Origin of the sequence: Streptomyces sp. NPDC001536 (genome assembly GCF_042894505.1) — a bacterium.
GTDB lineage: Bacteria > Actinomycetota > Actinomycetes > Streptomycetales > Streptomycetaceae > Streptomyces.
The window spans coordinates 235027-258293 of sequence record NZ_JBIAVQ010000010.1; the positions used below are offsets into that span (position 1 = coordinate 235027).

Consider the following 23267-nt stretch of genomic DNA (forward strand, 5'->3'; position numbering starts at 1 on the left):
TTGTATCTGGATCCCGACGTCTCCCGCTCCGTGAAAGTCCTGGTCGTGGGCCACTTCGCGGTCGGGAAGACCACATACATCGGAAGCGTCTCCGAGATCGAGCCGCTACAGACCGAAGAGGAGATAACCGAGGCCAGCGAGGGCCTCGACGACCTCTCCGAGACCCCGGACAAGACGACCACGACCGTGGCGATGGACTTCGGGCGTCTGACCCTCAGCGAGGACCTGGTCCTCTACATCTTCGGAACTCCCGGCCAGGAGCGGTTCAAGCAGATGTGGGAGGGCCTGTCGCGAGGAGCGCTGGGCGCACTGGTCCTGGTGGACCCCGAGCGCCTGGAGGAGACCTTTCCGATCCTGGACCTGGTCGAAGCCTTCGGGCTGCCCTACGTCATCGGGGTCAACACCTTCGACGGCAAGAACCACTTCCCGCTGTCCGAAGTGTGCGAGGCACTCAACATCTCCGAGGAGACACCGGTCATCGACTGCGACGTCCGTGACCAGGACTCCTCGATGCAGGCCCTCATCACGCTCGTGAAGCACCTCTTGTCCTCACTCGGCTAGGAGCCATCATGCAACAGCCCTTCGAGCCGACCGGGATACCGGCCGGTTGCCCCGCACACGGCAACGTCGCGATGTACGGGCCCGAATTCGGCTCGGACCCCGAGCGCACCTACGACCAGCTGCGCTCGATGGGCCCCAGCACCCCCGTCGACATCGCGCCGGACGTCGAGGTCGAGCTGGTGACCAGCTACGACGCGAGCCTGTACATCCTTCAGAACCCGACGTTGTTCGTCCGGGACTCACGCCGCTGGAACGCCCTCAACGAGGGCCGGGTACCGGCGGACAGTCCGGCCCTGCCCATGATGGGCTACCGCCCCAACGCCCTGTTCAGCGACGGCGCCGCGCACGCCCGGCTGCGGCAGGCGGTCACGGACAGCCTCGCCACCGTCGACCAGGGCCGGCTCGTCAGGCTGACCCAGCAGTCGGCCGACTACCTGATCAGCCGTTTCAGCTCCGAGGCCCTCGGCCAAGCCGAGTTGATGGCCGCCTACGCCCAGCCGCTGCCCCTGCTGGTCTTCGGCGACCTGTTCGGCTGCCCACCGGAGCTCGGCGACCGCGTCATCGCCGGGATCACCGGAATCTTCCAGGGCACCCCGGGCGCCGACGAGATCCTGGGCGGCGCGCTCGGCGAACTGATCGCCCTCAAGCGCCGGGAACCCGGTGAGGACCTCACCACCCGGCTGATGGTGCACTCCGCCCGGCTGACCGACGAGGAGGTGCTGCACCAGCTCGTGACCCTGCTCTCCGGTGGCACCGCGCCCCTGTCGGCCTCGATCGGCACGAGCGCCGCGCTGTACCTCAGCGAGGACTGGCCGAGCGGTCTGCCCGCCGAGGACGCGGTCGTGAAGACCCTGTGGAACTACGCCCCGATCGCCAACTACGCGGGCCACTACCCCACCCAGGACGTCGAGTTGGGCGGCCGGACCCTGCGGGCGGGCGACCCGGTCCTGATCTCCTTCGCGGCGGCCAACACCGACCCCAAGCTGACCGAGCACCGCGAACAGCTCAGCTCCAAGGCCCATCTCGCGTTCGGCGCGGGCCCGCACGCCTGCCCGGCCAAGGACCCGGCCTTCATGATCGCGGCCACCGCCGTGGAGTCCCTGCTCAACCGGCTGCCCGATGTCGAGATGCGCGTCCCCTTCAAGGAACTCGCCTGGGTGGCGACTCCCTGGAGCCGCTCGCTGGTCACCGTGCCCATCCGCTACACCCCCCGCACCGTGGCGCCCGCGGCCCGCACCCGGCCCGCGGCACCCTCCTCCGCTCAGCCGGCGCACTCCACCGCCACGGCTCCGCAGTCGGCCTCGGCGGGCCGAGCGGCCCACGCCGCACCGCGTCCCAAGGGCGGTCTGTTCAGCCGGTTCCGGGCCTGGGTGAATGGCGAGTGACGTAAGTAACCCTACGAGAACACTGTGTTATTGGATGCTTCAAGCATCAAACGGGTACGGATGGCGGCTGGCAGAAAGGAGCCGTCATCGTGGGAAGTCTCGCGACTCCGTCCTCGGACCGTCGGGCGACCATCTCCCTGTTCTCCCGTCTTCGGACGGCCGAAGGACAGGCCGACCCGTTCCCCATCTACGCGGAGCTCAGGGCGCGCGGCGAAGTCAGCCCCGCGCCCTGGGGCGGATTACTCATCAGCAGCTACGCCACCTGCGAGCAGGTGCTGCGCAGCGGCACCTGGCTCGAACCGGACACCAAGTGGCGGGAGCAGCAAGGCGCGCGCACCCGCTGGAGCGCCCCCTCCTCCCGGGAGATCAGCCGTACCCTGCCCGCCCTCAACCCCCCGGAGCACACCCGGGTACGCCGGTCGGCGGGCACCTTCGACCGCGGCACCATCGACCAGATCGGCCGTCGGGTGCGTGACGTGGTCGACCGGCTCCTCGACACTCTCGCGGAGCGTCTGCACGAGGGAGAGGCCGACTTCTCGGCGCTGGTGAGCGAGGAGCTTCCCGTCGCCACCATCGGCGACTGGCTCGGACTGCCGAGCGCCGACTGGCCCCGCCTGCGTGAGCTGACCCACGACCAGGTCTTCACCCAGGAACTCCTCCCCAACGCCAGCCAACTGGCCCGTTCCGACGCCGCCATGGCCGAACTGCGCGCCTACTTCCTCGGCCTGGTCCGCGAACGCCGAAAACGTCCGGGCGACGACCCCGTCTCCCAGTGGATACGCACCTGGGACGAGCTGGAACCGGATCAGGACAAGGCCGACGAGGCGGTCTACTTCCTCGCCCTGTTCGTCCTGCTGGCGGCCCTGGAGACCACCGCGACCCTGCTCTCCACGATGACCCTCCTGCTCGTCGAGGACCCCGACCGCTGGAGTCTGCTCGCCCGGCAGCCGGACCTGGTCCCCTCGTTCGTGGAGGAGTCCTTGCGCTACGACCCTCCCACCCACGTCATCAGCCGCGTCGCCGCCCAGGACACGATCCTGGACGACATCGAGGTCGGTGCCGGCGAGATGGTCCATCTCCTCGTGGGCGCCGCCCACCGCGACCCCGCCCGGTTCACCGATCCGGACTCGTTCGACCCGCACCGCAACCCGAGCCACCTGGCCTTCAGTTGGGGCATCCACTACTGCCTCGGAGCACCGCTGGCCCGGCTGGAAGCGCAGACCCTGCTCCGCCAAATGATCACCCGTCTGCCGAGACTCACCCTGGCCCGCCGTCCCGCGTCGGCCCCCCGGGTGGCGTTCAGGCGCCTGCTGAACCTGGATGTAACACTGGCATGAACGCGCCAATAGTCCCCGCTCCCGTGTCCTCCCCCGCCTCCGACCGGGAACCCGCGCACACCCCCGGCCCCTCCCCCGTACCCGCTCCCCTCGCCCTCACTCGAACCGGACCCCTCCTCCATGTCCGGCTCAACCCCTCCGCACAGGACGACGTCCTGAGCACCGCGGTCCTGGACGCGCTCATCGCCGTCCTCGACAACCTCCACGACCAGCCCGACATCCGTATCCTGGTGCTCTCCTCCCTGGGCGACGACTTCTGCCTGGGAGCCGACCGCCGGGAGTACCAGGACGCCCTGGCCGCCGACCCCACCGGGGCCACCCTGCGACGTATCGCGGACAAGGCCCACCGCGTGTGCCAGGCACTGGAAGACACCCACGCCATCACCATCGCCCGGCTCCACGGCAAGGTCATCGGCGCCGGCCTCGCGCTCGCCGCCTACTGCGACCTCCGCGCGGGCGCCGACACGAGCCGCTTCCGGATGCCGGAGGTCGGCCTCGGACTCGCACCCGCCTGGGGCGGCGCCATGGGCCGGCTGATCGCGGAAGCCGGCGCCGCCCGGATCCGTGAACTCATGCTCACCTGCGACGACTTCGACGCCCCCACCGCCCACCGCCTCGGCCTCCTGCACAAGGTCGCCCCGCTCGACGAGTTGGACGACACCATCACCACCTGGACCAGACCCCTGGCCCGGCGCTCCCCCCAGGCCCTCGTGCTGACCAAACGCATGCTGACCGGCTACAGCAGAGCCGCCCGCACCGCCGACCCCACTCTGCTGGACTCCCACCTCCTCGCCGCCCAACTGGCCCAACCCCGCTGACCGACAGCTGATCCCCTCCCCGTTCACGGCGAGTTCGGCGCCACCGTGACGAAGTCACCGTGAACGGGGCACAGTCCGACCCTCACACCCGCGCCAGTGATCTGGTGCGACTACCACATGGCCCCGAACGACGGACACGACCTCATCCGATCGGGCCACCCCGGGCCCAGCCCGTACCACCCGCGTACGCGGGCACGTTGCACGGACATGAATTGCACCGCCACCACCGGACGCCTCGTCCTCGACGACCACGCGCGGCACGCCCCGCACGCCGATCGCGCCACGCCCCCGCACACGGACCCACCCATCTACGCCGCGCTCCTCAGAGAGTGGCGGGCCAGCGGCCGGACACTGCCGGGTACGCGAGATCCGCAGTGGATGCTGCTGATGGCCCTGAGCCCCGCGGTCACGGGACAGCTCACCACGCCGCCCGATCCGGGCCACTGGGAGCGTGCCGGGATCCTGACCGGAGCGTCCGGTGCCGACCTGGCGCCCACTCGCTGACGGCGGCGCACGATGGTGTGCGGATCGCCGCGCCGGGTCCCCGGCGGCGACGAGCCGGTGTCACACGGTCCGGCCGCCGCCCCGGGTGGGTGGTCCGGGGGCCGGCGCACCGCAGGCGGGACAGCGCCGCTTGGTCCGCTCCTGGGCGGCCAGCCGTCCAAGTGCCAGTTGCAGAGCCAGTTCCACCGCGGCGGGCACGAACAGCGCCCCGCTGCCGTCGGGCGGCACCAGCCAGCGCAGCCGCCCGGCCGCTCGGTGCGGGGCGGGCACCGCGACCCACGAACCCTTGCCCGCGTAGCGGATGCCCGAGCCGATCCAGCGGCCCTCCGGGTCCGGCGGCAGGAAGAAGGCCACCCGGCGGGCCGCGGTGTCCACCAAGGCCGGCCCGGGCGGCTGCGGGATGCCCAGCAGAGCCTCCAGAGCCGGCACGGCCAACTCCTCCGGCACGCTCAGCACATCCCAGAACCGGCCGCAGCCCAGCACCGCGGTCCCGCCTTCACTGTGCCACTGTCTTTTGCACTCCCGCGGGTCGGTCGCTGCTGCCGACAGCCATTCGATGGCCTGCCGAGGGACGGTTCGCATGCTCTCCTCCGGGATCCGTTTGCCCGCGCAAGCGGGACGTGCTCCCCCACATCCGGGACGGCCGGACCCGGCATATTCATGCTGGTAGATATTTCTACTGAGCGGAAGGGGTGGCGAACCGTGGCGATTACCTTCGTCATGTTCACTTCTGGAACGGGTGTTCTCCCGCTTGGGGTCAACACCTCAGGCCCATGAGCGTTCTGGCGTCCTGGGCGCGCCTGCGCCATGCGTGGCAAAACTGGCACCCCTTCAAGAAGGATCCGCTGGCGCCCCTCGTGGAAACCGCACGACGGCTCGAATACGGCGCCGGGCCACAGCCGCATGACTGTTGCACCGACGCCGTGTCGGACCGCGGCGACACCGCGCGCTGAAAGGTTCAGTCCAGACAGAACTCGTTGCCCTCGACGTCCTGCATCACGATGCACGACTCGTTGACGCCATCGGCACGCAGCACTTGCACGCACGTCGCGCCGAGCGCGACCAGCCGGGCGCACTCGGCTTCGAGAGTGGCGAGGCGCTCCTCACCCACGAGTCCGGTGCCGACCCGCACGTCGAGATGCACCCGGTTCTTGACGACCTTGCCTTCGGGCACACGCTGGAAGTACAGCCGCGGGCCCACACCCGAGGGATCACCGCAGGCGAACGACGCGCCCTGCCGCTCAGGCGGCAGCGAGCGATCGAACTCGTCCCACGTGGCAAATCCCTCCGGCGGCGTCGGTACGACGTACCCCAACACCTCGCACCAGAAGCGAGCGACACGCTCGGGTTCCGCGCAGTCGAAGGTGACTTGGATCTTCTTGATCGCTGACATCGGCGCACCATAGCAGGGGTCCGGGCGAGGTGTTCCGGGCGGCGGGCGCTGCCCGGTTCAGGCCGGGTAGGGGGTCGTCTCGCGTGCCGACTTGAGCGCGCCCGCCCACCAGGCCAGTTGGTCGAGCAGTGTCTTGGCGTACCCGGGGGTCTCGGGGTCCAGCGGGCGGCCGTCCTGCCATGCCGTGAAGTAGTTGGGGAAGGCGAGCCCGTCGCGGATCGTCACCGCGTGCAGTTCGGTCAGCACGTTCTCCAGGTGGAGGATCGCGTGACGGCCGCCCGCCGCACCTCCGTAGCTGACGAAGCCGACGGGCTTGGCCGTCCACTGGGTGAAGTGCCAGTCGATGGCCGCTTTCAGGGAGGCGGGGTAGCTGTGGTTGTACTCGGGGGTGACGACGACGAACGCGTCCGCGCTCTCCAGCGCGGTGGTCAGCGGCCGCATCCCGGCCGGGCGAGGGTAGTCGTCGCCGGCGTACTTCGGTGACGCCGCGGGCAGGGACAGCGGGATCTCGACATCGGCCAGGTCGACGACATCGACGTCGAAACCGCCGTGCAGGTCGGCCTGTTCGGCGAACCAGGAGGCCACCACCGGGCCGAAACGCCCCTCCCGGACGCTCGCGACGACGACCACCAGCTTGTGCGTGTTGTTGTCCATGCCCACCACCATCGGGGCGCCCCTCAGGTACAGCCAGACCGAGCCCAGGCTGGCCCCCACAGGGCCACCCTCCGCCGGCCGCGCCCCGTCCGGATCGCCCTATCCTCAAGGCATGGGTACGCCGTTGGGGGACTTCATCCGGAGCAAGCGGGACAGCATCCAGCCGGAGACGCTCGGGCTGCCGGATCGGGGCCGGCGCCGCTCACCGGGGCTGCGCCGCACGGATCTCGCGGCGCGGGCCGGCATCAGCGTCGAATACCTGACCCGCATCGAGCAGGGCCGTGACCGCAATCCCTCGGTGGCGGTGGTGAACGCGCTCGCCGACGCCCTCAGCCTCTCCCCTTCCGAGCGCTCCCACCTGCGCTATCTCACGAAGATCACCGGCGGGGAGTGCACCGCTCACACCCGGCCGGCACCCCCGCCCCGGCAGGTGCGCGACGCCGTCCGGCAGACGCTCGGCCTCCTCGAACCGGGCATCGCCGTGGTGACCAACCGGCTCGGCGACCTCCTCGCCCACACCGCCGCGTACGCGTCGGTGACGGACGGCAGCGGACTGCTCGACACCGAAGCCCCGAACCTCACCCGCTATGTCTTCACCGATCCCCGCGCCCGCACGTTCTTCGCCGACTGGGACGCCATCGCCGACGAGCAGGCCTTCGACCTGTGGCTCGCCCCCACCATGGAGAGCTCCGAGTGGTTCACCGCGCACCTCGCGCCGCTGGCCGGCCCCGACCTGACCCGCCGCCTGAACCGGCACGTCGTCCCGCCACGCGGAGTCCTGCGGCTCAACCACCCGGTCGGACGCGAGCTTCGACTGCTTCGGGAGACACTCGAACTCCCCGCGGACGACCAGCAGTTGACCGTGCTTCTCCCCGCGGACGACGAGACAGCCGCGGCCGTCGAGCGACTCCGCCACCGACGCGGACACCACAGCGCGCTCCGGGCCATCTCCTGACGCGTCCGAAAGACCCGGCGCCCGACCGACCGCGCGTGATGTGGGGAAGACTGACCACATGCCTTACCACCCCGGCGGAGTCCTCTTCGTAGCACTCGGTCTCGTTCTCGTCGCCGCCGGCTCCCTCTGGCGGGGCCGGGTGCTGCGCCCTCTCTCGGCGAAGCGGGCCCACTCGGCGGCGACCCGGGACCGCTCCAGGAACCTGCTGCGCTCCGCGGACATGGCGATCGCCGAAGCCCGCCGCCGGGCCACCCCGGGCGAACCGGCCATCGTCACCGTCGGGGACGTGCACCGGGTGGCGTCTCTGCACTACGGATACGTCTCGGTGGACCACGAAGAGGCGGCTGCGGCCCTACGCCGGCGCTTCGAGGCCGCGGACTGCCACAGGGACTGCATGACCGATGCCTTCAACTGACCTCCTCCTCACCCGACAGCCGTCCCTTCCTCGGAAATGAGGTTTCGGAAATGAAGCTTCGGAGATGAAGTCGAGGATGCACATCCTGGAAGACCCGTCCGAACTCTCGCCCCGCGCACAGGGATTCCTGCGTCGGGCAGGCCGACGTGAGGACCCCGTCCGGTTCGGGTCGCCGATGGAGTTCTGGCAAGTGCACGATCACGCGGGGCGACTCGTACCCGCCCCGATGGATCTCCTCATCCGATGCGAGGGATTCGAGCAGAAGTTCGCGGGCCTGCGGTACGAGGTACGCCGTAGCCGGGTCGTGGACGGGGAGCGGTACGAGTCCGTCCGGGAGTGGGTGTACGACCACCGCGGCATGACGACGCGCGCGTGGCAGGACCCCGGACAGGGCGGCTGGTACTTCGAATGGACCGGCGAGCGGGTGTCGAAGCCGTGCCGGGACCTGATCCACACCGACGGCAGTGTGGGCACCGACGTCGACGGCTCCAGCCCCTACCTCGCCATCGCACCGTCCCTCCTGCATCTGATCGAGTCGCACGCCCTCACCGACACCGTCGCGACATGGCAGCCATGGCCCATAGGCGCGCTCACGGCCCCGGCCGTCGCGCTTCTCGACGGCCTGGTGAACGTGCCCGAAGCCTCTTGGGGTTCCTCGCGGTGGCGGCTGTCGGACACCGTCGCCGTTCTGGACCACGACACCTGGAACCGCGAGAACCCGCGCCGTCTGACGCACGTCTGGACTCGTGGAGAAGCCGGACACCGTCAGGTGCGGGCGCTTCTGTGACACCCTGGCGACCGTGATTATCAGGGTGAGTGAGGCGCGCGTCCGTCCTGAACGTTTCGACGCGTTCCACGACATGATCGTCTCCGCGGTACGCGAGTTTCCCGGCCGCTACCCCGGGCTGGTGGACCACGAAGTCCTCGTCGCGCCACCCCATTCGCTGCTGTACGTCAGTCGCTGGCGCGGCGAGCAGGACCTGGTCGAGTACGCCGGCGAGCACTGGCGTGACCAGCCCGTGGTGCTGCCGGGGGAGGACGAGTACCTCGTCGCACCGCTTCAGGTACGGCACTTCACGCTCGCACCGCTGAGCTGATTGCGGCATTGACGTACGACAAGACCGCTCCGTACGATCACGATCGGCATTGAGTGTCAGCGTCAAGCCCTGGCTCGCTGACCGGCAACCCTCCCGCGCGGTGGGGTGCTCCAGGTGAAAGCCCGGCGGGATCACCGAGGATTCCCGCAAGCGCGTGGCCCCGTGACCGGGGCCGGAGACGGGGAGGACCGGTATGCGGCACGGTGGTGAACTCAGCGCCTCCTTCGCCGTCGCCACGGTGTTCTCCCGCCTCGCGCGTCGACGCCACATCGATCTGAAGCGCTCGACCAGCTGCCTCTGTCAGGCCTGACGAGCCCGACCGCGGCCGGCTGACCTCCGTCGCCGGCCCGCCTTCCCCGTGACGTTCCCTGGCCACCGGCTCGCTCGGTGTCGCCCGCCTGTCCCCGTCTGCACAGCGCTCCCCCGCCACCGGCGTCACGCCGGCCGGGGCCGCACACCCATGCACGGCCGTGCCCGGTACGGCACCCCCTTGCCTGGTGACACGAGTAGGAGAAACCCCGCCGTGACAGCACTTCCGGATGTCAGAACCTCCCGATGGGCGCCGCTGACCGCCCTCCTTACCACCAGTGTTCTGCTGGCCGCCTGCGGCTCCGGCACCGACGGCTCCGGCGGCGGAAGCGGCGAGCCCCGGTCCGGCGGCACTCTGACCTTCGCGGTGGGTTCCGACGCCGGCTGCGTGGACCCGCAGCAGGTCGGCAGCAACGAGAGCATCTACTCGGTGCGCCAGACCGTGGACTCCCTGACCGACCAGGATCCCGAGACCGGCAAGATCGTGCCGTGGCTGGCCAAGAGCTGGGACATCAACGCCGACGCGACGGAGTTCACGTTCCATCTGCGCTCGGGTGTCACCTTCAGCGACGGCTCCGAGCTGACCGCTCAGGTGGTCAAGGACAACTTCGACGCGGTGCCCAAGCTCGGCGCGTTGGGCACCCTCGCCCAGGGCTATCTGAGCAGCGTCAAGAGCACCACCGCGGTGGACCCGCTCACCGTCAAGGTGACCTTCAAGGAGCCCAACGCGCAGTTCCTCCAGGCGACTTCGACCCACACGCTGGGCATCGAGTCGTCGGCGAGCGTGAAGAAGACCCCGCAGCAGAAGTGCAGCGACGGTGTGGTCGGGTCCGGGCCGTTCGTGCTGAAGCAGTACGTGCAGAACCAGTCGATCACCCTGGACAGGCGCACCGGGTACGACTGGGGCTCCTCGCTGTGGTCCAAGAAGGGCGAGGCCTACCTGGACAAGCTGGTGTTCAAGGTGGTGCCCGAGCCGGGGGTGCGCGCCGGAAGCCTCCAGTCCGGGCAGGTGGACGCGATCAGCAGCGTCGGCAAGGCCAACGAGGCGGCGCTCAAGGGCGGTCAGGTCACCCTGCTGCGGCGGGCCAACCCCGGCGTGGTGTTCGGGCTGGGTGTCAACAACTCGCGGCCCGTCCTCAAGGACGTGAAGGTGCGTCAGGCGATCCTCACCGCCGTCGACCGCAAGCAGATCGCCGACACCGTGTTCCCGACCGGCACCAAGCCGGCGACCAGCGTCCTGGCGCACACCACGCCCGACTACACCGACCTCTCCGCTGACCTCGCCTTCGACGCGGCCAAGGCCAAGTCGCTCCTGGACGAGGCCGGTTGGAAGGCAGGCGGCGACGGCATCCGCACCAAGGACGGCAAGAGGCTGAGCCTGGCCATCAGCTGGTTCCCCAACGCGGCCACCAACCAGCCCGCGCTGGAGCTGATCCAGCAGCAGCTGAAGGCCGTAGGGATCGACGTGGCGCTCAAGCAGGGACAGGTCAGCCAGTTCGCCACCACGCTCCAGGGCGGTGACTTCGACCTGGTGTGGGGCAACGTGACCCGCGCCGACCCCGACATCCTGCGCAGCTCCTTCTCCAGCGAGCTGGCCAACGTCTACCGTCTGCCCGCCAGTTCGCTGGACACGGCACTGTCCGGACAGGCCGCGACCGCGGACACCGCGAAGCGCCGGCAACTGGTGGACGACGCGCAGAAGCTGATCGTGCGGAACGCGTACAACGTGCCGGTGGTGGAGCTCCAGACCCAACTGGGCGTCTCCAAGAAGGTGCACGGCCTCGCCTTCGACTCGGGCAGCCGTATCCAGCTGCACGACACCTGGATCGGGTAGCGCGTGCGCCGCTATGTGATCAAACGCCTGGCCCAGGCGGTCGGGGTGCTGTGGGCGGCGTACACGGTGTCGTTCGTGGTGCTGGACTTCCTGCCCGGTGACCCGGTCACCGCGATGGCCAGTGCCGGGATGGACTCGGGGGAGGTCGACCCGGCCCGGCTGGCCGCGCTGCGGCACGAGTACGGCTTCGACAAGCCGGTGCTGGCGCAGTACGCCGACTATCTGGGCCGGGCGGTGCGCGGGGACTTCGGCGACTCGATCTCCACGGGCCGCCCGGTGACCGCCACCCTGACCGACGCCCTGCCGCAGACCCTCCAACTGACCGGTGCGGCACTGCTGTTGGCGGTGCTGCTCGGCGGCGGGCTCGCGGTGGTGGCGACGTACACCTCGCAGCGGTGGCTGCGGCAGCTGCTGCTGTCGCTGCCCCCGCTCGGGGTGTCGGTCCCGACGTTCTGGGTGGGGCTGCTGCTCGTCGAGACGTTCTCGTTCCGGCTGCACTGGTTCCCGGCCTTCGGCAACGACGGGCTGCGAGGACTGGTGCTGCCGGCCCTGACCCTGGCCATCCCCACCGGCGCGCAGGTCGCCCAGGTGCTGGCCAAGAGCCTGCTCACCGCTCTCGACCAGGCCTATGTGGAGACCGCGCGCGCCAAGGGCGCCGGCCGCTGGCGGGTGCATCTGCGGCACGCGCTGCGCAACGCGTCGCTGCCCGCGCTGACGGTCGTGGGCCTGCTGGTCGGGCAGCTGATCGCCGGTTCGGTGGTCGTCGAGACGGTGTTCTCCCGCGACGGTCTGGGCCGGGTGACCGCGGCGGCGGTCACTTCGCAGGACATCCCGCTGGTCCAGGGGGTGGTGGTGTTCGGGGCGCTGATCTTCGTGGCGACGAATCTCCTCGTCGACCTCGTCTATCCGCTCCTGGACCCGCGGATCGTGGTGGCCTCGGACAGGAGGGCGAGCTTCGTATGAGTCAGAGCCTTGTCGACGACCAGGCCGAGGCGGCCCTCGGTCTGGCCCGCCCGGTCGAGCCGGGAACCCCGGAGAAAGCGGGCCGGGGCCGTGCCGACGTACGGCAGGTGCTGCGGTTCCTGCTGCGGCGTCCCGGTCTGGTGTTGTCGGCGGCCGTCGTCGTGCTGGTGGTGCTGGCCTCGTTCTGGCCGGATCTGTTCACCTCCCAGGATCCGCTCAAGGGGGTGCCGTCCGAGAACTTCCGCGGTCCGAGCGGCAGTCACTGGTTCGGCACGGACGAACTGGGCCGCGATGTGTTCTCCCGCGTGGTCCACGGTGCCCAACTCTCCCTCAAGGCCACGATCATCGCGGTCCTCGTCGCGTTCGTGGTCGGCGGTCTGCTCGGGGTGGTCGCCGGGTTCGTGGGCCGTTGGGTGGACGACGTGCTGATGCGTTTCGTCGACGTCCTCCTCTCGATCCCCGCGCTGTTCCTGTCGCTGGCCCTCGTCACCGCGCTCGGGTACGGGACGGTGAAGGTGGCGATCGCGGTCGGCATCGCCAGCGTCGCCTCCTTCGCGCGGGTGGCGCGCGCCGAGGTCCTGCGGGTACGGCAGGCGGTGTTCGTGGAGGCGTCCCGCGCCAGCGGGGCCCGCTGGTACTCGGTGCTGGGACGGCACGTCCTGCCCAACGCGGCGGGGCCGGTGATCGTCCTGGCCACGCTGGACTTCGGCGCCTCGATCCTGGCCGTGTCGGCGCTCAGCTTCCTCGGCTACGGAGCGCCGCCGCCCGCCCCGGAATGGGGGACGTTGATCTCCGACGGCCGCAACTACCTGGCCAACGCCTGGTGGTTGACCGCGCTGCCCGGTCTGGCGATCGCCGCGACCGTACTGGCCACCAACCGCATCGCCCGGGCGCTGGACGGCGAATGGTCCCGGCGATGACGACACATGGACGTGAGAACGGTGAGGACGTGACCACACCCCTGCTCGAAATACGCGGCCTGTCCGTGTCGTACCGCACGCGCGGCGGCACGGTCCAAGCTGTGCGCGGCGTGGATCTCGACGTATGGCCGGGCCAAGTCACCGCCGTGGTCGGCGAGTCCGGCTCCGGCAAGAGCACCACCGCGCATGCCGTCACCCGTCTGCTGGCGGCCAACGGCACCATCGACGCGGGCACGATCCGCTTCGGCCGACACGACCTCGCCACCCTGTCGGAGGCGGAGCTGCGCCTCGTACGGGGTGCGCGGATCGGGCTGGTCCCGCAGGATCCGACGGTCTCGCTCAACCCGGTCAAGCGCATCGGCGACCAGGTGGCCGAGGTACTGCGCATCCACTCCCTGGCGACCCGTCGTACGGCCGCCGCCGAGGCGGTCGCCGTGCTGGACCGGGCCGGGCTGCCCGACGCGGCCGTCCGGGCCCGGCAGTATCCGCACGAGCTGTCCGGCGGCATGCGGCAACGCGCCCTGATCGCCGTCGCCATCGCCGCGAAACCGAAGCTGATCATCGCCGACGAGCCGACCAGCGCGCTCGACGTCACCGTGCAGCGCGTCATCCTCGACCATCTCCAGCAGCTCACCGAGGAGTCGGGCACCTCGGTACTGCTCGTGACCCACGACCTGGGAGTCGCCGCCGACCGCGCGCAGCGACTGGTGGTCATGTCACAGGGCCGGGTGGTGGAGGCGGGCCCGACCCGCGACATCCTGGCCGACCCGCAGCACGAGTACACCCGGCAACTGCTGGCCAGCGCCCCGAGCTTGGCCACCGCCCGGCCCCGCACCCCGGTCGCAGCACCGAAGACCGATACGGCACCGCTGGTCGAAGTCCGCAACCTGGTCAAGGAGTTCCGACTCCCCCGCGCCGGAGACGGCCCCCGGGCCCTGCGAGCGGTCGACGACGTCAGCTTCACCCTCCACCGCGGCCGGACCCTCGCGCTGGTCGGCGAGTCCGGGTCGGGCAAGTCCACCACCGCGCGCCTGGTGCTCCGCCTCGCCGACGCCACCGCCGGACGCATCCTGTTCGACGGCTCCGAGGTCACCACCGCCCGAGGCGCCCGGGCCAGAGAGCTGCGCCGCCGCGCCCAGCTCGTCTACCAGAACCCGTACGCGTCCCTCGACCCGCGTTTCTCCATCGGCGAGGTGATCACCGAACCGCTGCGCGCCTTCAAGATCGGCGACCGCGCCTCCCAGCTCGAACGGGCCCGCGAACTGCTCGACCGGGTGGCACTCCCCGCCACCACACTGGAACGCCGGCCGGCGGAACTGTCCGGCGGGCAGCGTCAACGCGTGGCCATCGCCCGCGCTCTCGCCCTCTCCCCCGACCTGGTGGTGTGCGACGAGCCGGTCTCCGCGCTCGACGTGTCCGTACAGGCCCAAGTCCTCGACCTGCTCGCCGAGTTGCAGGCGGACACCGGTGTGGCGTACCTCTTCATCTCCCACGACCTGGCCGTCGTACGCCAGATCGCGCACGAGGTCGCCGTCATGCGGGCCGGCCGCGTCGTCGAGACGGGTCCGCCGGAGGAGCTCTTCACCTGCCCCCGCCACGAGTACACCCGCGAGCTGCTCGCGGCGATCCCCGGCGGCCGGGTCCCCTCCGCCGCAGAGACCATCACGAGCTGAGGACCTGGGTCATATGAGCACTCCCGCCATCACCTCACTGGCCTTCCTCACCCCGGGCAACTTCGCCGACGACGACCCGTACACCGGCCTGGAGGAGACGCTCCAGCTCTTCGAGTACGGCGAGCGGTCGGGCTTCGACGGCGCCTGGATCCGGCAGCGCCACCTCGAACACGGCGTCGGCTCGGCGGCCGTGTTCCTCGCCGCGGCCGGCCAGCGCACCGAACGGATCGAGCTCGGCACCGCGGTCATCCCCATCGGCTACGAGAACCCGTTCCGCCTGGCCGAGGACCTGGCCCTCGCCGACGTACTGTCCCGGGGCCGGCTCCAGATCGGTTTCAGCACCGGGATGCCGCACGCCGAGCTGCTCGGCGACCTGGTGCACGACGGGGACTGGCGTGGCTTCGACCTGTCGTACGGCAGGATCGCCCGGGTCGTGGAGAACCTGCGCGGCGACTACCTCGGCGCCCCCGACACGGTCATCCACTCACCGGGCAACGTCCAGCGACCCCGTCTGCAACCGCACAACCCCGGGCTGGCCCAACGCATCTGGTACGGCGGCGGAAGCCTCCGCTCGGTCCGCTGGGCCGCCCAGAACGGCCTCGCCCTGCTGTCCGGCAACATCGTCACCGGCGAGAACACCGACGACTTCGCCACGGCCCAGCTGAACCTGCTGGCCGAGTACCGCCGCGCGCGGTCCGGCGACCGCCCGGCCCGTGTGGCCCTGGGCCGGGTGATCGTGCCTCTCGACAGCGCCGACGCGGCCACCCGCGCCCGCTACCGCGCCTACGCGGCGAGCCGCCACGAGCGCACCCTCGCTCCCCAGGGTCCGAAGCGCACCTTGTTCGCCCCGGACGTGGTGGGCACCGCCGAGCAGATCCTGGAGCGGCTGACCGCCGATCCGGTGATCGCCGAGGTGTCCGAGCTGCGCCTGGAGCTGCCGTACGAGTTCCATCGCGAGGAGTACGAGCAGATCCTGCACGACGTACGACACCTGATCGCCCCCGAGCTGGGCTGGCGCCCTGGCACGATCGCCGCGAGCCGCCGTGACCGGCCGGTCGGGCAGGGGCTCGCGACCGGAACCAGGATCGCCGGGACAGCGCACGCGGGCCCGAGCCCACGCGTCGCCCGGGGCGAGTAGCCCTTCGACGGCGGTCGGGATCAGGCGCCGGCGCGCTCGTCCGTTCGAGTGGTGCGTTCAGGCTCCCGGTCGTAGCGTCGGAACCGGGACATCTGTCGGCGGGCGGCGGCGGGGAGCGGTTATGCGTATCAGCGCACTCACGACGGCGGTCGCGCTCTGCGCGGTCGCCTCGCTGGCCACCGCGGCGGGCACGCCGGCGGTGGACCGGTCCGCCCCGGCAGCGGCCGTGCAGACCGTACGGCAGCCCACCGCGCTTCCGGTTCTCGTCGACTGCTTCTGGCACCCGCAGATACGTCCGTCGGACTTCATGCTCGCCTGCGGTGACGGCAACAGCCGACTGGCCTCGCTGGACTGGTCCCGGTGGGGCGCGGGTGAGGCACGGGCCAAGGGTGTGAACTGGGTCAACGACTGCAAGCCGTACTGCGCGGCGGGCCGTTTCCACGCCTATCCGGTGACCGTACGGCTCGACCACCCAGAGCCCTGGAAGAAGCGGCCCCAGGTCTCGCACTACTCGCGGATCACCCTGGAGTACACGGACAGGCGGCCCGCGCAGTACGCGCAGACCGTGTCCTATCCGCTCTGGGACTGAGCCGCCCGTCCTAGCGCGCGGCAGTGACCTGATCGGTCTGCGCGTCCGACGACGTGATCACCTCGGAGCGCCCAACGCCCCGGTCCATGGCGCCGCCCATGAACGCCAGCCCCAGCCCGGCCACGCCGAGGGCCGCGCCGACCAGAGCAGGCGAGTTCCAGCCCCATCCCGCCGAGATGGCGAGACCGCCGAGCCAGGCGCCGCCCGCGTTGGCCAGATTGAAGGCGGAGTGGTTGGAGGCCGCCGCCATGGTCGGAGCGTCCTTCGCCTTGGCCATCAGCAGCATCTGGACGGGCGTGGTGATGAGGGCGCCCATCGCACCGATGAGGGTGATCGTCACCAGGGCGGGCACGGTGCTGTGGACGGCGAAGTAGAACACCACCAGTGCCGAGGTCAGCAGGGCGAGCCCCGCGTACAGCGTCGGTCGCAGGGCGCGGTCCGTGAGCGGGCCCGCGACCAGGGTGCCCAGCGTCATGCCGACGCCGTAGAGCGCGAGGACCAGCGTGGTCGAGGAGTCGGACAGGCCCGTCACGTTCGTCAGCATGGGCACCAGGTAGCTGTAGACGGCGAAGAACCCGCCGAATCCCACGACCGCGGTCGCCAGGCCGATGACCACCTGCTTGTTGCCCATCGCGCGCAGTTCGTGCCGGACACCGGACTGCTCGCCGCGGGGCTGGTGGGGGACGAAGACGGCCAGCGCGGCGAGGGCGACGACTCCGATGACGGCCACCGCGACATAGGCGGACCGCCAGCCGAACTGCTGACCGAGGGCCGTGCCGGCCGGGACACCGACGATGTTGGCGACGGTCAGTCCGAGGAACATCTTCGACACCGCGCGTGCCGCCCGGTCGGGCGCGACCAGCCGCGACGCCACGACCGCGCCCACGCCGAACAGCGCTCCGTGGGGCAGGCCGGCCAGGAACCGCGCGGCGAAGAGCAGGCCGAAGTTGGGGGCGAGCGCGGATGCGACGTTGCCGATGACGAACAGCCCGGACAGGAGCAGCAGGAGCCGCTTGTGGGGGATGCGCGCGCCGATGCCCGTCAGCACAGGGGCGCCGACGACGACACCGAGCGCGTAGGCGGAGACGATGTTGCCCGCTTGCGGAACGGACACGTCGATCCCGTCAGCGATCTGGGGCAGCAGTCCCATCGTGGCGAACTCGGTCGTGCCGATGCCGAAAGCGACAACAGCCAGGGCCAGGAGAGCCAGTGGCATGGCGCAGGAGAACCTTTCAGAGGTGGTGCGAGAAGAAGCTGGGAGCGGGGCGGGGCCACGAATGTGCGGCTCCCGGGCCCGGCATCATTGCCCGGCGCCCCCCAGGGCATGGTGAGCCCATAACGAGTGCAGCAGCGGTGCGGAGCCAGGAATTCCAAGATCCCGCTCCGCTCTTCATGACCCATGTCACATCAGTACGGCGGTCCTCCCCCGTCGGTCGATCGAGGCACCACTCGGCGCACTTCGCCACCACCACCGGGCCCTCGCGCCGCCCAGTGCATCCGTGCGCCCGGCCGCTTGGCCGGTTCCCGCCCACTGATCGAGCATTCGTTCGGCTCGCTGGGTATTCCTCCCGAATCGGCGCAAGCAGATGCAGGGGGGCTGACACTGTGGCACGCCCGTCATGGACGTCCGAGCCGGCCGAGGAACAGCGCCACCGAAAACGGGACACGGTACGCCGACTGCGCGCCCAAGGCCGCTATGGACCCAGGTTCCGCGACGTTCTGCCCGCGTTCGCCGTCCTGGCGGTGGTGGTGTGCTCGGTCGTGGCCGGCGTTGTCGTGGGCTCCCGCGCCGCCGGGGTCGTGGTCCCGGTCACCGGCGTACTCCTCCTGACGGTCGGCCTCGTCATCGGGATCAGGCGCCGCCGTCCGGGCGCTCGACGCCGGCGCGGCCACTACACCCCGCAGGAACTGTTCGACCTCGACATCCAGGGCCTGGCCCTGGCGGTGGCACGGATGCTGCGCCGCGACCACTGGAAGGTCCGGCTGTTACCCGCTCCGGACCGGCCACGCCTGTGCGCCCGGCATCCGGACGGCCGCCGACTCGACGTGGCCTTCCGGCCGGTCGCGGAACCGTTGCCCGACGAGGCCCTCCCCCACCCCCACACGCACCGGGAGAACCCGGACTCTCTCGTCCACCTGGTCGTGCACCGGGGCACCTTCCAGCCCCGGGACATCCGATGGGCACAGCGCGAAGGCAACACCTTCCTGCTGGACAACCGGGCGTTGGAACGCTGGGCAGACGGCACCCACCTCGACGAGCTGCTCCCCAAGGAGCCTTGACTTCGGTTGCGGACGCGCACTGCAGATGGGCCAATTCTTTAGGATCAGCCGACTCGCAACCGTGACACCAACTGGCAGGATCATCTGACAAACACCGCTTGATGACCTTGGCAGGATGCTCCGATGTCCACCTCCCCCCTGACAGAACCGTGGCTGCGGGGCGTGGCAGCCAACCCGGGCGCGCCGTCCGACGTGTTGCTGCGGCTGCTGGACACGGCTGCCAGCCCGGTGTGGAAGGTCCTGTGCAGACAGCGTGACTTGCCCACTGACGTCATCGACGCGGCGATCGCGCATCCGCGGCCGGAGGTCCGCGCAGCGCTCGCCTGCAACCGTCATGTCGCTCCCGCACAGCGGGGTCGACTGGTCAACGATGCCGACGCGCGCGTGCGCGGTTCCCTCGCAGGAGGTCCTCGCCCCTTCTTCGGCCGAGTCGAAGCGCTGCCCGACGATGTCCTGGAGACCTTGCTGACGGCGCAGGACAGCCCCGGTGCCGAGCCGATCCTCACCGCTGCCGAGATCAGGCAGGAACTGGGGCACTCCCGGCAGATCCCGCCGTCGTTCCGCTTCCGGATGGCCACGCACACGAACCCCGAACTGCGGGCTCAGGCAGCCGGACAGTGGTTGTCGCTCAGCCCGGCTCAACGCGAGGCCCTTCTGACCGACCCGGATCCAACGGTGCGCGAGGCCGCACGCGAGAACAGCCGGGACCTGGATCCGGCGGCGATGGAGGCCGAACTGCCGGAGCCGGACTGCCATCGCCGAGGCGTCCTGCTCACCAATTACCCCGTCTCCCGCACCGTGGTCGACGCATGCCTGGCCGACGAACGCGACCTGTGGGGCCTGGCGCACAATCCGTACACGCCCGCCGATGTCGTACGGCGCCTCGCACGCCACAGTGATCCCCGGATTCGTGAACGCATCGCCGGCAGGGCCGACCTCGACCCCTCGACACTGGCGGAACTGTCCGAGGACACCAACGGCACGGTGCGGATGCGAGCCCGGCTCCATGAGCCGCCGCGCACCTGGAGGCAGCGCGCCGCCATCGACGAGGTCGCGCAACGCTCCGCCGAGCAAGTCGGGCCGGTCACCGAGATGCTCCAGGAGCCGGATGTGAGCTGGTACAGCGCGTGCGCCGTCTCCGAGCACCCCCTGCTGCGCCGAGTCGCCGCCACCTGTCCCAGGCTGCCCGAGGAACTGGTGAACCTCCTGGCGGACGACCCCGACACGGACGTACGGCATCTGCTCGCCTACAACCATCCGCTCGCGCCCGCCAGGACGGTTCTCGACGCCTTCATCGCCACGCCTCGTCAGCGCCCGTACCTGCGGACACTGCCCCGACTGCCCCGGACCGGCCTGGAGGACCTTCTCGACCATGAGGATCCGGAGGTGCGGGCACTGGCGGCCGCCGACAGCACATTGCGGCAGCCGCCCGTCCGCCTGCTCACCGATCCCGACGCCCGCGTTCGCCTGGCCGCGGCCGCCAACCCGCGCCTGCCGGCCGACCTCGTCTGCACGCTGCTGCGGGACCCGGAAACCGCGGAGGCAGCCGCGGCCAACCCGAGCCTCTCCGCGGAGCGCCTCCACGAACTGCTCGACCTGTGCGGGCTGCCCGTAGCGGACGCGCCCTAGCCCATGGCCACGGGCGTCCGGTCAGCCGGCCGCGAGGAGCTCCAGCGTGTCGATCACGCGGTTGGAGAAGCCCCACTCGTTGTCGTACCAGGCGACCACCTTGACGTGGCGACCGTCGACGCGGGTGAGGGCCGAGTCGAAGATCGACGAGGCGGGGTTGCCCACGATGTCGGAGGAGACGAGCGCGTCCTCGGAGTACTCCAGGACGCCGGCGAGCGGGCCCTCCGCGGCGGTGCGGTACGCCGCCAGGACGTCGTCGCGCGTCACGTCGCGGGCGACGGTCGTGTTCAGTTCGACGATCGAGCCCACCGGCACCGGTACGCGGATCGAGTCGCCCGACAGCTTGCCTTCGAGGTTCGGCAGCACCAGTCCGATCGCCTTGGCGGCGCCGGTCGTGGTGGGGACGATGTTGACGCCGGCGGCCCGGGCGCGACGGGCGTCGCGGTGCGGACCGTCCTGGAGGTTCTGCTCCTGCGTATAGGCGTGCACCGTCGTCATGAACCCGTGCTCGATACCGGCGAGGTCGTCGAGCACCTTGGCCAGCGGTGCGAGGGCGTTGGTGGTGCAGGAGGCGTTCGAGACGATCGTGTGCACGGCCGGGTCGTAGGAGTCGGTGTTGACCCCGAACGCGAGCGTGACGTCGGCGCCGTCCGAGGGCGCGCTGACGAGCACCTTCTTCGCGCCCGCGTCGAGGTGGGCGCCGGCGGCCTTGGCCGAGGTGAAGCGGCCGGTGGCCTCCAGGACGATGTCCACGCCGAGTTCGGCCCACGGCAGCTGTGCCGGTTCGCGCTCGGCCGTCACCTTGATCCGGCGGCCGTCGACGACGAGGGCGTCCCCGTCGACGGTCACCGGTCGTCCGAGCCGGCCCGCGGTGCTGTCGTAGGCGAGCAGCCGGGCGAGCGTGGCGGGCTCCGTGAGGTCGTTGACGGCGACGACCTCCAGGGCGCTGTCGCGTTCGAGCAGTGCGCGCAGCACATTGCGTCCGATGCGGCCGAATCCGTTGATGGCGATGCGAGTCATGAGTGGTGTCCCTTCCCTTCGCCACCAGACTCGCTCGCGGTGCCTGGCGCGGACAGTGGCGAGATCGCCATGGTTCAAAAGGATCCCGCCATGCACCCCGTCGTGCAGCGTGGGGCGGGGCTACTCGCCCTGGGTGAAGGTGCGCCGGTACTCGCTCGGGGTGGTGCCGAGGATGCGCTGGAAGTGCAGGCGCAGGTTCGCGCCGGTACCGAGGCCTACGTCGGTGGCGATCTGTTCGACGCTGCGCTGCGACCGTTCGAGCAGTTCGCGGGCCAGGTCGATGCGGGCGCGCATCACCCACTGCATCGGCGTGTAGCCGGTCTCCTCGACGAAGCGCCGGGAGAACGTGCGCGCCGAGACCCCGGCCTCCCGAGCCAGTATGTCGAGGGTGAGCGGCTCGCCGAGCCGGTGCAGCGCCCACTCGCGGGTGGCACCGAAGCGCTCGCCGACCGGTTCGGGGACGCTGCGCGGCACGTACTGGGCCTGGCCGCCGCTGCGGTAGGGGGCCGCGACCAGTCGACGGGCCGCGTGGTTCGACGCGGCCACCCCGAGATCGCCGCGCAGGATGTGCAGACACAGGTCGATACCGGAGGCGGCGCCGGCCGAGGTGAGCACGCTGCCCTCGTCGACGAACAGCACGTTCTCGTCGACCTGGACGAGCGGATGCCTGGCCATGAGGGCTCGCGTGTAGTGCCAGTGCGTCGTGGCGCGCCTGCCGTCGAGCAGACCCGTCGCGGCGAGCGCGAAGGCACCCGTCGAGATGGCGGCGAGCCGCGCGCCCCGGGTGTGGGCGGCGATCAGGGCGTCGACGACACCCTGCGGCGGGTCGTCACGGTCCGGGAACCGGTAGCCGGGAACGAAGACGATGTCGGCCCACTCAAGAGCGTCGAGGCCGTGACCGACGTGGTACGACAGACCGTCGCCGCCGGTCACGAGGCCGGGCGTGGCCCCGCACACCCGCACCTCGTACGGCATGCTCGCGCGGGTCGTGAAGACCTGCGCGGGAATTCCGACGTCGAGCGGCTTGGCGCCCTCGAGCACGAGGACGGCGACGCGGTGAAGGCGGGAGGTTGGCACGGGCAAGAGGTTACGTGGGGTGTGACGTCGATCGGCCGCCGAATGGACCGGGCGGACCACGCTGGCCGGGTCGGGTGTGCCGATCTCCCGCAGTGGTGGGCTGCGGGGCGCGGAAGGCGAACCCCTCGCCGTCCACCCAGTGCTGGAGCGCGTCGGCCAGCAACTCCCGTGCCACGGAGACCACTTCGTCCGCGCGACAGCCGGTGGCGCGGGTCAGCCACAGGAGAGCCAGGGCGAGTAGCCGAACGGGGCGACTCCCCCGGCGTCGCCTAGGCCGAACCGCTCGCGTCGGCCGCCCTCGCCTTGGCCAGGGCTCCCGACCGGGCGACACCGTCGACCGCCACACAGATGCCGAAGACGCGGTCATGGCTGGTCCAGCCGTTGACGCGACCTCGGTTGTTGCTGATCTGCACCCGCTTCCTGGCCGGGTCCACGGACGACACGAGATGCAAGTAGACCGTCCCGGCGACACGGGCGAGGACGATGTCCCCGACCTCCAGCTTCGACGCGTCGACCGGAGCGACGACCACGCGCTGCCGACTGCGTATCAGCGGAACCATCGAGGAGCCACTGGGCCGGAACGCCACGGTGGCCCCGCCGGCGACCCTGCCTGCCACTGCATCCAACGCACCCATCGGACGAGCGTGACAGACACCCCTGCCTCAACCCCACCGATTTACCGTGCGGCATCCCACGCGGGTGGCGTCACCGACGGG

At 70.6% G+C, this 23267-nt stretch carries 25 protein-coding genes and 1 riboswitch; of the genes, 18 read left to right on the forward strand and 7 right to left on the reverse strand.

The window, feature by feature from the left end; all coding sequences use genetic code 11:
* The 5 genes from ACFY0U_RS27140 (at position 1) to ACFY0U_RS27160 (ending at position 4605) form a co-directional block, all read left to right on the forward strand.
* Positions 1 to 561, forward strand: a complete 561-nt coding sequence (locus ACFY0U_RS27140) for an ATP/GTP-binding protein (RefSeq protein WP_171145029.1) — start codon at positions 1 to 3, stop codon at positions 559 to 561.
* A gap of 8 nt (positions 562 to 569) precedes the next feature.
* On the forward strand, positions 570 to 1946 hold the full coding sequence (locus ACFY0U_RS27145) for a cytochrome P450 (protein ID WP_388640030.1): 1377 nt from the start codon (positions 570 to 572) through the stop codon (positions 1944 to 1946).
* An 89-nt stretch (positions 1947 to 2035) separates the two neighbouring features.
* Positions 2036 to 3283, forward strand: a complete 1248-nt coding sequence (locus tag ACFY0U_RS27150) for a cytochrome P450 (protein ID WP_388640032.1) — start codon at positions 2036 to 2038, stop codon at positions 3281 to 3283.
* Between the two features lie 23 nt (positions 3284 to 3306).
* Entirely contained in the window at positions 3307 to 4101 is a 795-nt protein-coding gene (locus ACFY0U_RS27155; RefSeq protein WP_388640034.1) for an enoyl-CoA hydratase/isomerase family protein, read from the forward strand.
* Positions 4102 to 4308: 207 nt separating this feature from the next.
* Positions 4309 to 4605, forward strand: coding sequence for a hypothetical protein (locus ACFY0U_RS27160; protein WP_388640036.1), 297 nt, complete (start codon positions 4309 to 4311; stop codon positions 4603 to 4605).
* A 60-nt stretch (positions 4606 to 4665) separates the two neighbouring features.
* On the opposite strand, the gene ACFY0U_RS27165 is transcribed toward ACFY0U_RS27160, so the two are convergent.
* Positions 4666 to 5277, reverse strand: coding sequence for a bifunctional DNA primase/polymerase (locus tag ACFY0U_RS27165; RefSeq protein ID WP_388640319.1), 612 nt, complete (start codon positions 5275 to 5277; stop codon positions 4666 to 4668).
* A gap of 101 nt (positions 5278 to 5378) precedes the next feature.
* Between ACFY0U_RS27165 and ACFY0U_RS27170 the strand changes: the two genes are divergently transcribed.
* A complete protein-coding gene (locus ACFY0U_RS27170; protein WP_388640038.1) occupies positions 5379 to 5558 on the forward strand; it encodes a hypothetical protein in 180 nt (59 codons plus the stop codon).
* Positions 5559 to 5563: 5 nt separating this feature from the next.
* Here ACFY0U_RS27170 and ACFY0U_RS27175 read toward each other — a convergent pair whose 3' ends face one another.
* A complete protein-coding gene (locus ACFY0U_RS27175) occupies positions 5564 to 5998 on the reverse strand; it encodes a VOC family protein (protein ID WP_388640040.1) in 435 nt (144 codons plus the stop codon).
* Between the two features lie 57 nt (positions 5999 to 6055).
* On the reverse strand, positions 6056 to 6652 hold the full coding sequence (locus tag ACFY0U_RS27180; RefSeq protein ID WP_388640321.1) for an NADPH-dependent FMN reductase: 597 nt from the start codon (positions 6650 to 6652) through the stop codon (positions 6056 to 6058).
* Positions 6653 to 6764: 112 nt separating this feature from the next.
* Here ACFY0U_RS27180 and ACFY0U_RS27185 point away from each other — a divergent pair, with 112 nt between their 5' ends.
* From ACFY0U_RS27185 to ACFY0U_RS27230, 10 genes are all read left to right on the forward strand, one after another.
* Positions 6765 to 7607 carry a helix-turn-helix domain-containing protein gene (locus ACFY0U_RS27185; RefSeq protein ID WP_388640042.1) on the forward strand — a complete coding sequence of 281 codons (843 nt, stop codon included), beginning with the start codon at positions 6765 to 6767 and terminating at the stop codon, positions 7605 to 7607.
* Between the two features lie 58 nt (positions 7608 to 7665).
* Entirely contained in the window at positions 7666 to 8022 is a 357-nt protein-coding gene (locus ACFY0U_RS27190; protein ID WP_388640043.1) for a hypothetical protein, read from the forward strand.
* A 190-nt stretch (positions 8023 to 8212) separates the two neighbouring features.
* A complete protein-coding gene (locus tag ACFY0U_RS27195) occupies positions 8213 to 8809 on the forward strand; it encodes a hypothetical protein (protein WP_388640045.1) in 597 nt (198 codons plus the stop codon).
* A 13-nt stretch (positions 8810 to 8822) separates the two neighbouring features.
* The gene (locus ACFY0U_RS27200) at positions 8823 to 9119 is read left to right on the forward strand and encodes an antibiotic biosynthesis monooxygenase (protein ID WP_388640047.1); all 297 of its coding nucleotides are present in this window, start codon (positions 8823 to 8825) and stop codon (positions 9117 to 9119) included.
* Positions 9120 to 9164: 45 nt separating this feature from the next.
* Positions 9165 to 9278, forward strand: a riboswitch (SAM riboswitch).
* Positions 9279 to 9642: 364 nt separating this feature from the next.
* A complete protein-coding gene (locus ACFY0U_RS27205) occupies positions 9643 to 11262 on the forward strand; it encodes an ABC transporter substrate-binding protein (RefSeq protein ID WP_388640049.1) in 1620 nt (539 codons plus the stop codon).
* A 3-nt stretch (positions 11263 to 11265) separates the two neighbouring features.
* Positions 11266 to 12225 carry an ABC transporter permease gene (locus ACFY0U_RS27210; protein WP_388640051.1) on the forward strand — a complete coding sequence of 320 codons (960 nt, stop codon included), beginning with the start codon at positions 11266 to 11268 and terminating at the stop codon, positions 12223 to 12225.
* Positions 12222 to 13145, forward strand: a complete 924-nt coding sequence (locus tag ACFY0U_RS27215; RefSeq protein ID WP_388640053.1) for an ABC transporter permease — start codon at positions 12222 to 12224, stop codon at positions 13143 to 13145. The genes ACFY0U_RS27210 and ACFY0U_RS27215 overlap by 4 nt, the downstream gene beginning before the upstream one ends.
* Complete coding sequence (locus ACFY0U_RS27220; protein ID WP_388640055.1) at positions 13130 to 14818, forward strand: dipeptide ABC transporter ATP-binding protein; 1689 nt, start codon at positions 13130 to 13132, stop codon at positions 14816 to 14818. Before ACFY0U_RS27215 ends, ACFY0U_RS27220 begins: the two co-directional genes overlap by 16 nt.
* Positions 14819 to 14831: 13 nt before the next feature.
* Positions 14832 to 15956 (forward strand): LLM class flavin-dependent oxidoreductase, encoded by a 1125-nt coding sequence (locus tag ACFY0U_RS27225; protein WP_388640057.1) that lies wholly within the window; start codon positions 14832 to 14834, stop codon positions 15954 to 15956.
* A gap of 121 nt (positions 15957 to 16077) precedes the next feature.
* Positions 16078 to 16545, forward strand: a complete 468-nt coding sequence (locus tag ACFY0U_RS27230; RefSeq protein ID WP_388640059.1) for a hypothetical protein — start codon at positions 16078 to 16080, stop codon at positions 16543 to 16545.
* Between the two features lie 10 nt (positions 16546 to 16555).
* Here the strand turns inward: ACFY0U_RS27230 and ACFY0U_RS27235 are convergent, their stop codons facing one another.
* Positions 16556 to 17761 carry an MFS transporter gene (locus ACFY0U_RS27235; protein ID WP_388640061.1) on the reverse strand — a complete coding sequence of 402 codons (1206 nt, stop codon included), beginning with the start codon at positions 17759 to 17761 and terminating at the stop codon, positions 16556 to 16558.
* Positions 17762 to 18150: 389 nt separating this feature from the next.
* On the opposite strand from ACFY0U_RS27235, the gene ACFY0U_RS27240 reads away from it, so the two are divergent.
* Positions 18151 to 18825, forward strand: coding sequence for a hypothetical protein (locus ACFY0U_RS27240; protein WP_388640063.1), 675 nt, complete (start codon positions 18151 to 18153; stop codon positions 18823 to 18825).
* Positions 18826 to 18948: 123 nt separating this feature from the next.
* Positions 18949 to 20454, forward strand: coding sequence for a hypothetical protein (locus ACFY0U_RS27245; RefSeq protein ID WP_388640065.1), 1506 nt, complete (start codon positions 18949 to 18951; stop codon positions 20452 to 20454).
* A 21-nt stretch (positions 20455 to 20475) separates the two neighbouring features.
* On the opposite strand, the gene gap is transcribed toward ACFY0U_RS27245, so the two are convergent.
* From gap to ACFY0U_RS27260, 3 genes are all read right to left on the reverse strand, one after another.
* Positions 20476 to 21474, reverse strand: coding sequence for a type I glyceraldehyde-3-phosphate dehydrogenase (gene gap / locus ACFY0U_RS27250; protein ID WP_388640067.1), 999 nt, complete (start codon positions 21472 to 21474; stop codon positions 20476 to 20478).
* Between the two features lie 120 nt (positions 21475 to 21594).
* Positions 21595 to 22551, reverse strand: a complete 957-nt coding sequence (locus tag ACFY0U_RS27255) for a GlxA family transcriptional regulator (RefSeq protein WP_388640069.1) — start codon at positions 22549 to 22551, stop codon at positions 21595 to 21597.
* A 269-nt stretch (positions 22552 to 22820) separates the two neighbouring features.
* On the reverse strand, positions 22821 to 23168 hold the full coding sequence (locus tag ACFY0U_RS27260; protein WP_388640071.1) for a S26 family signal peptidase: 348 nt from the start codon (positions 23166 to 23168) through the stop codon (positions 22821 to 22823).
* Between the last annotated feature and the right edge of the window lie 99 nt (positions 23169 to 23267).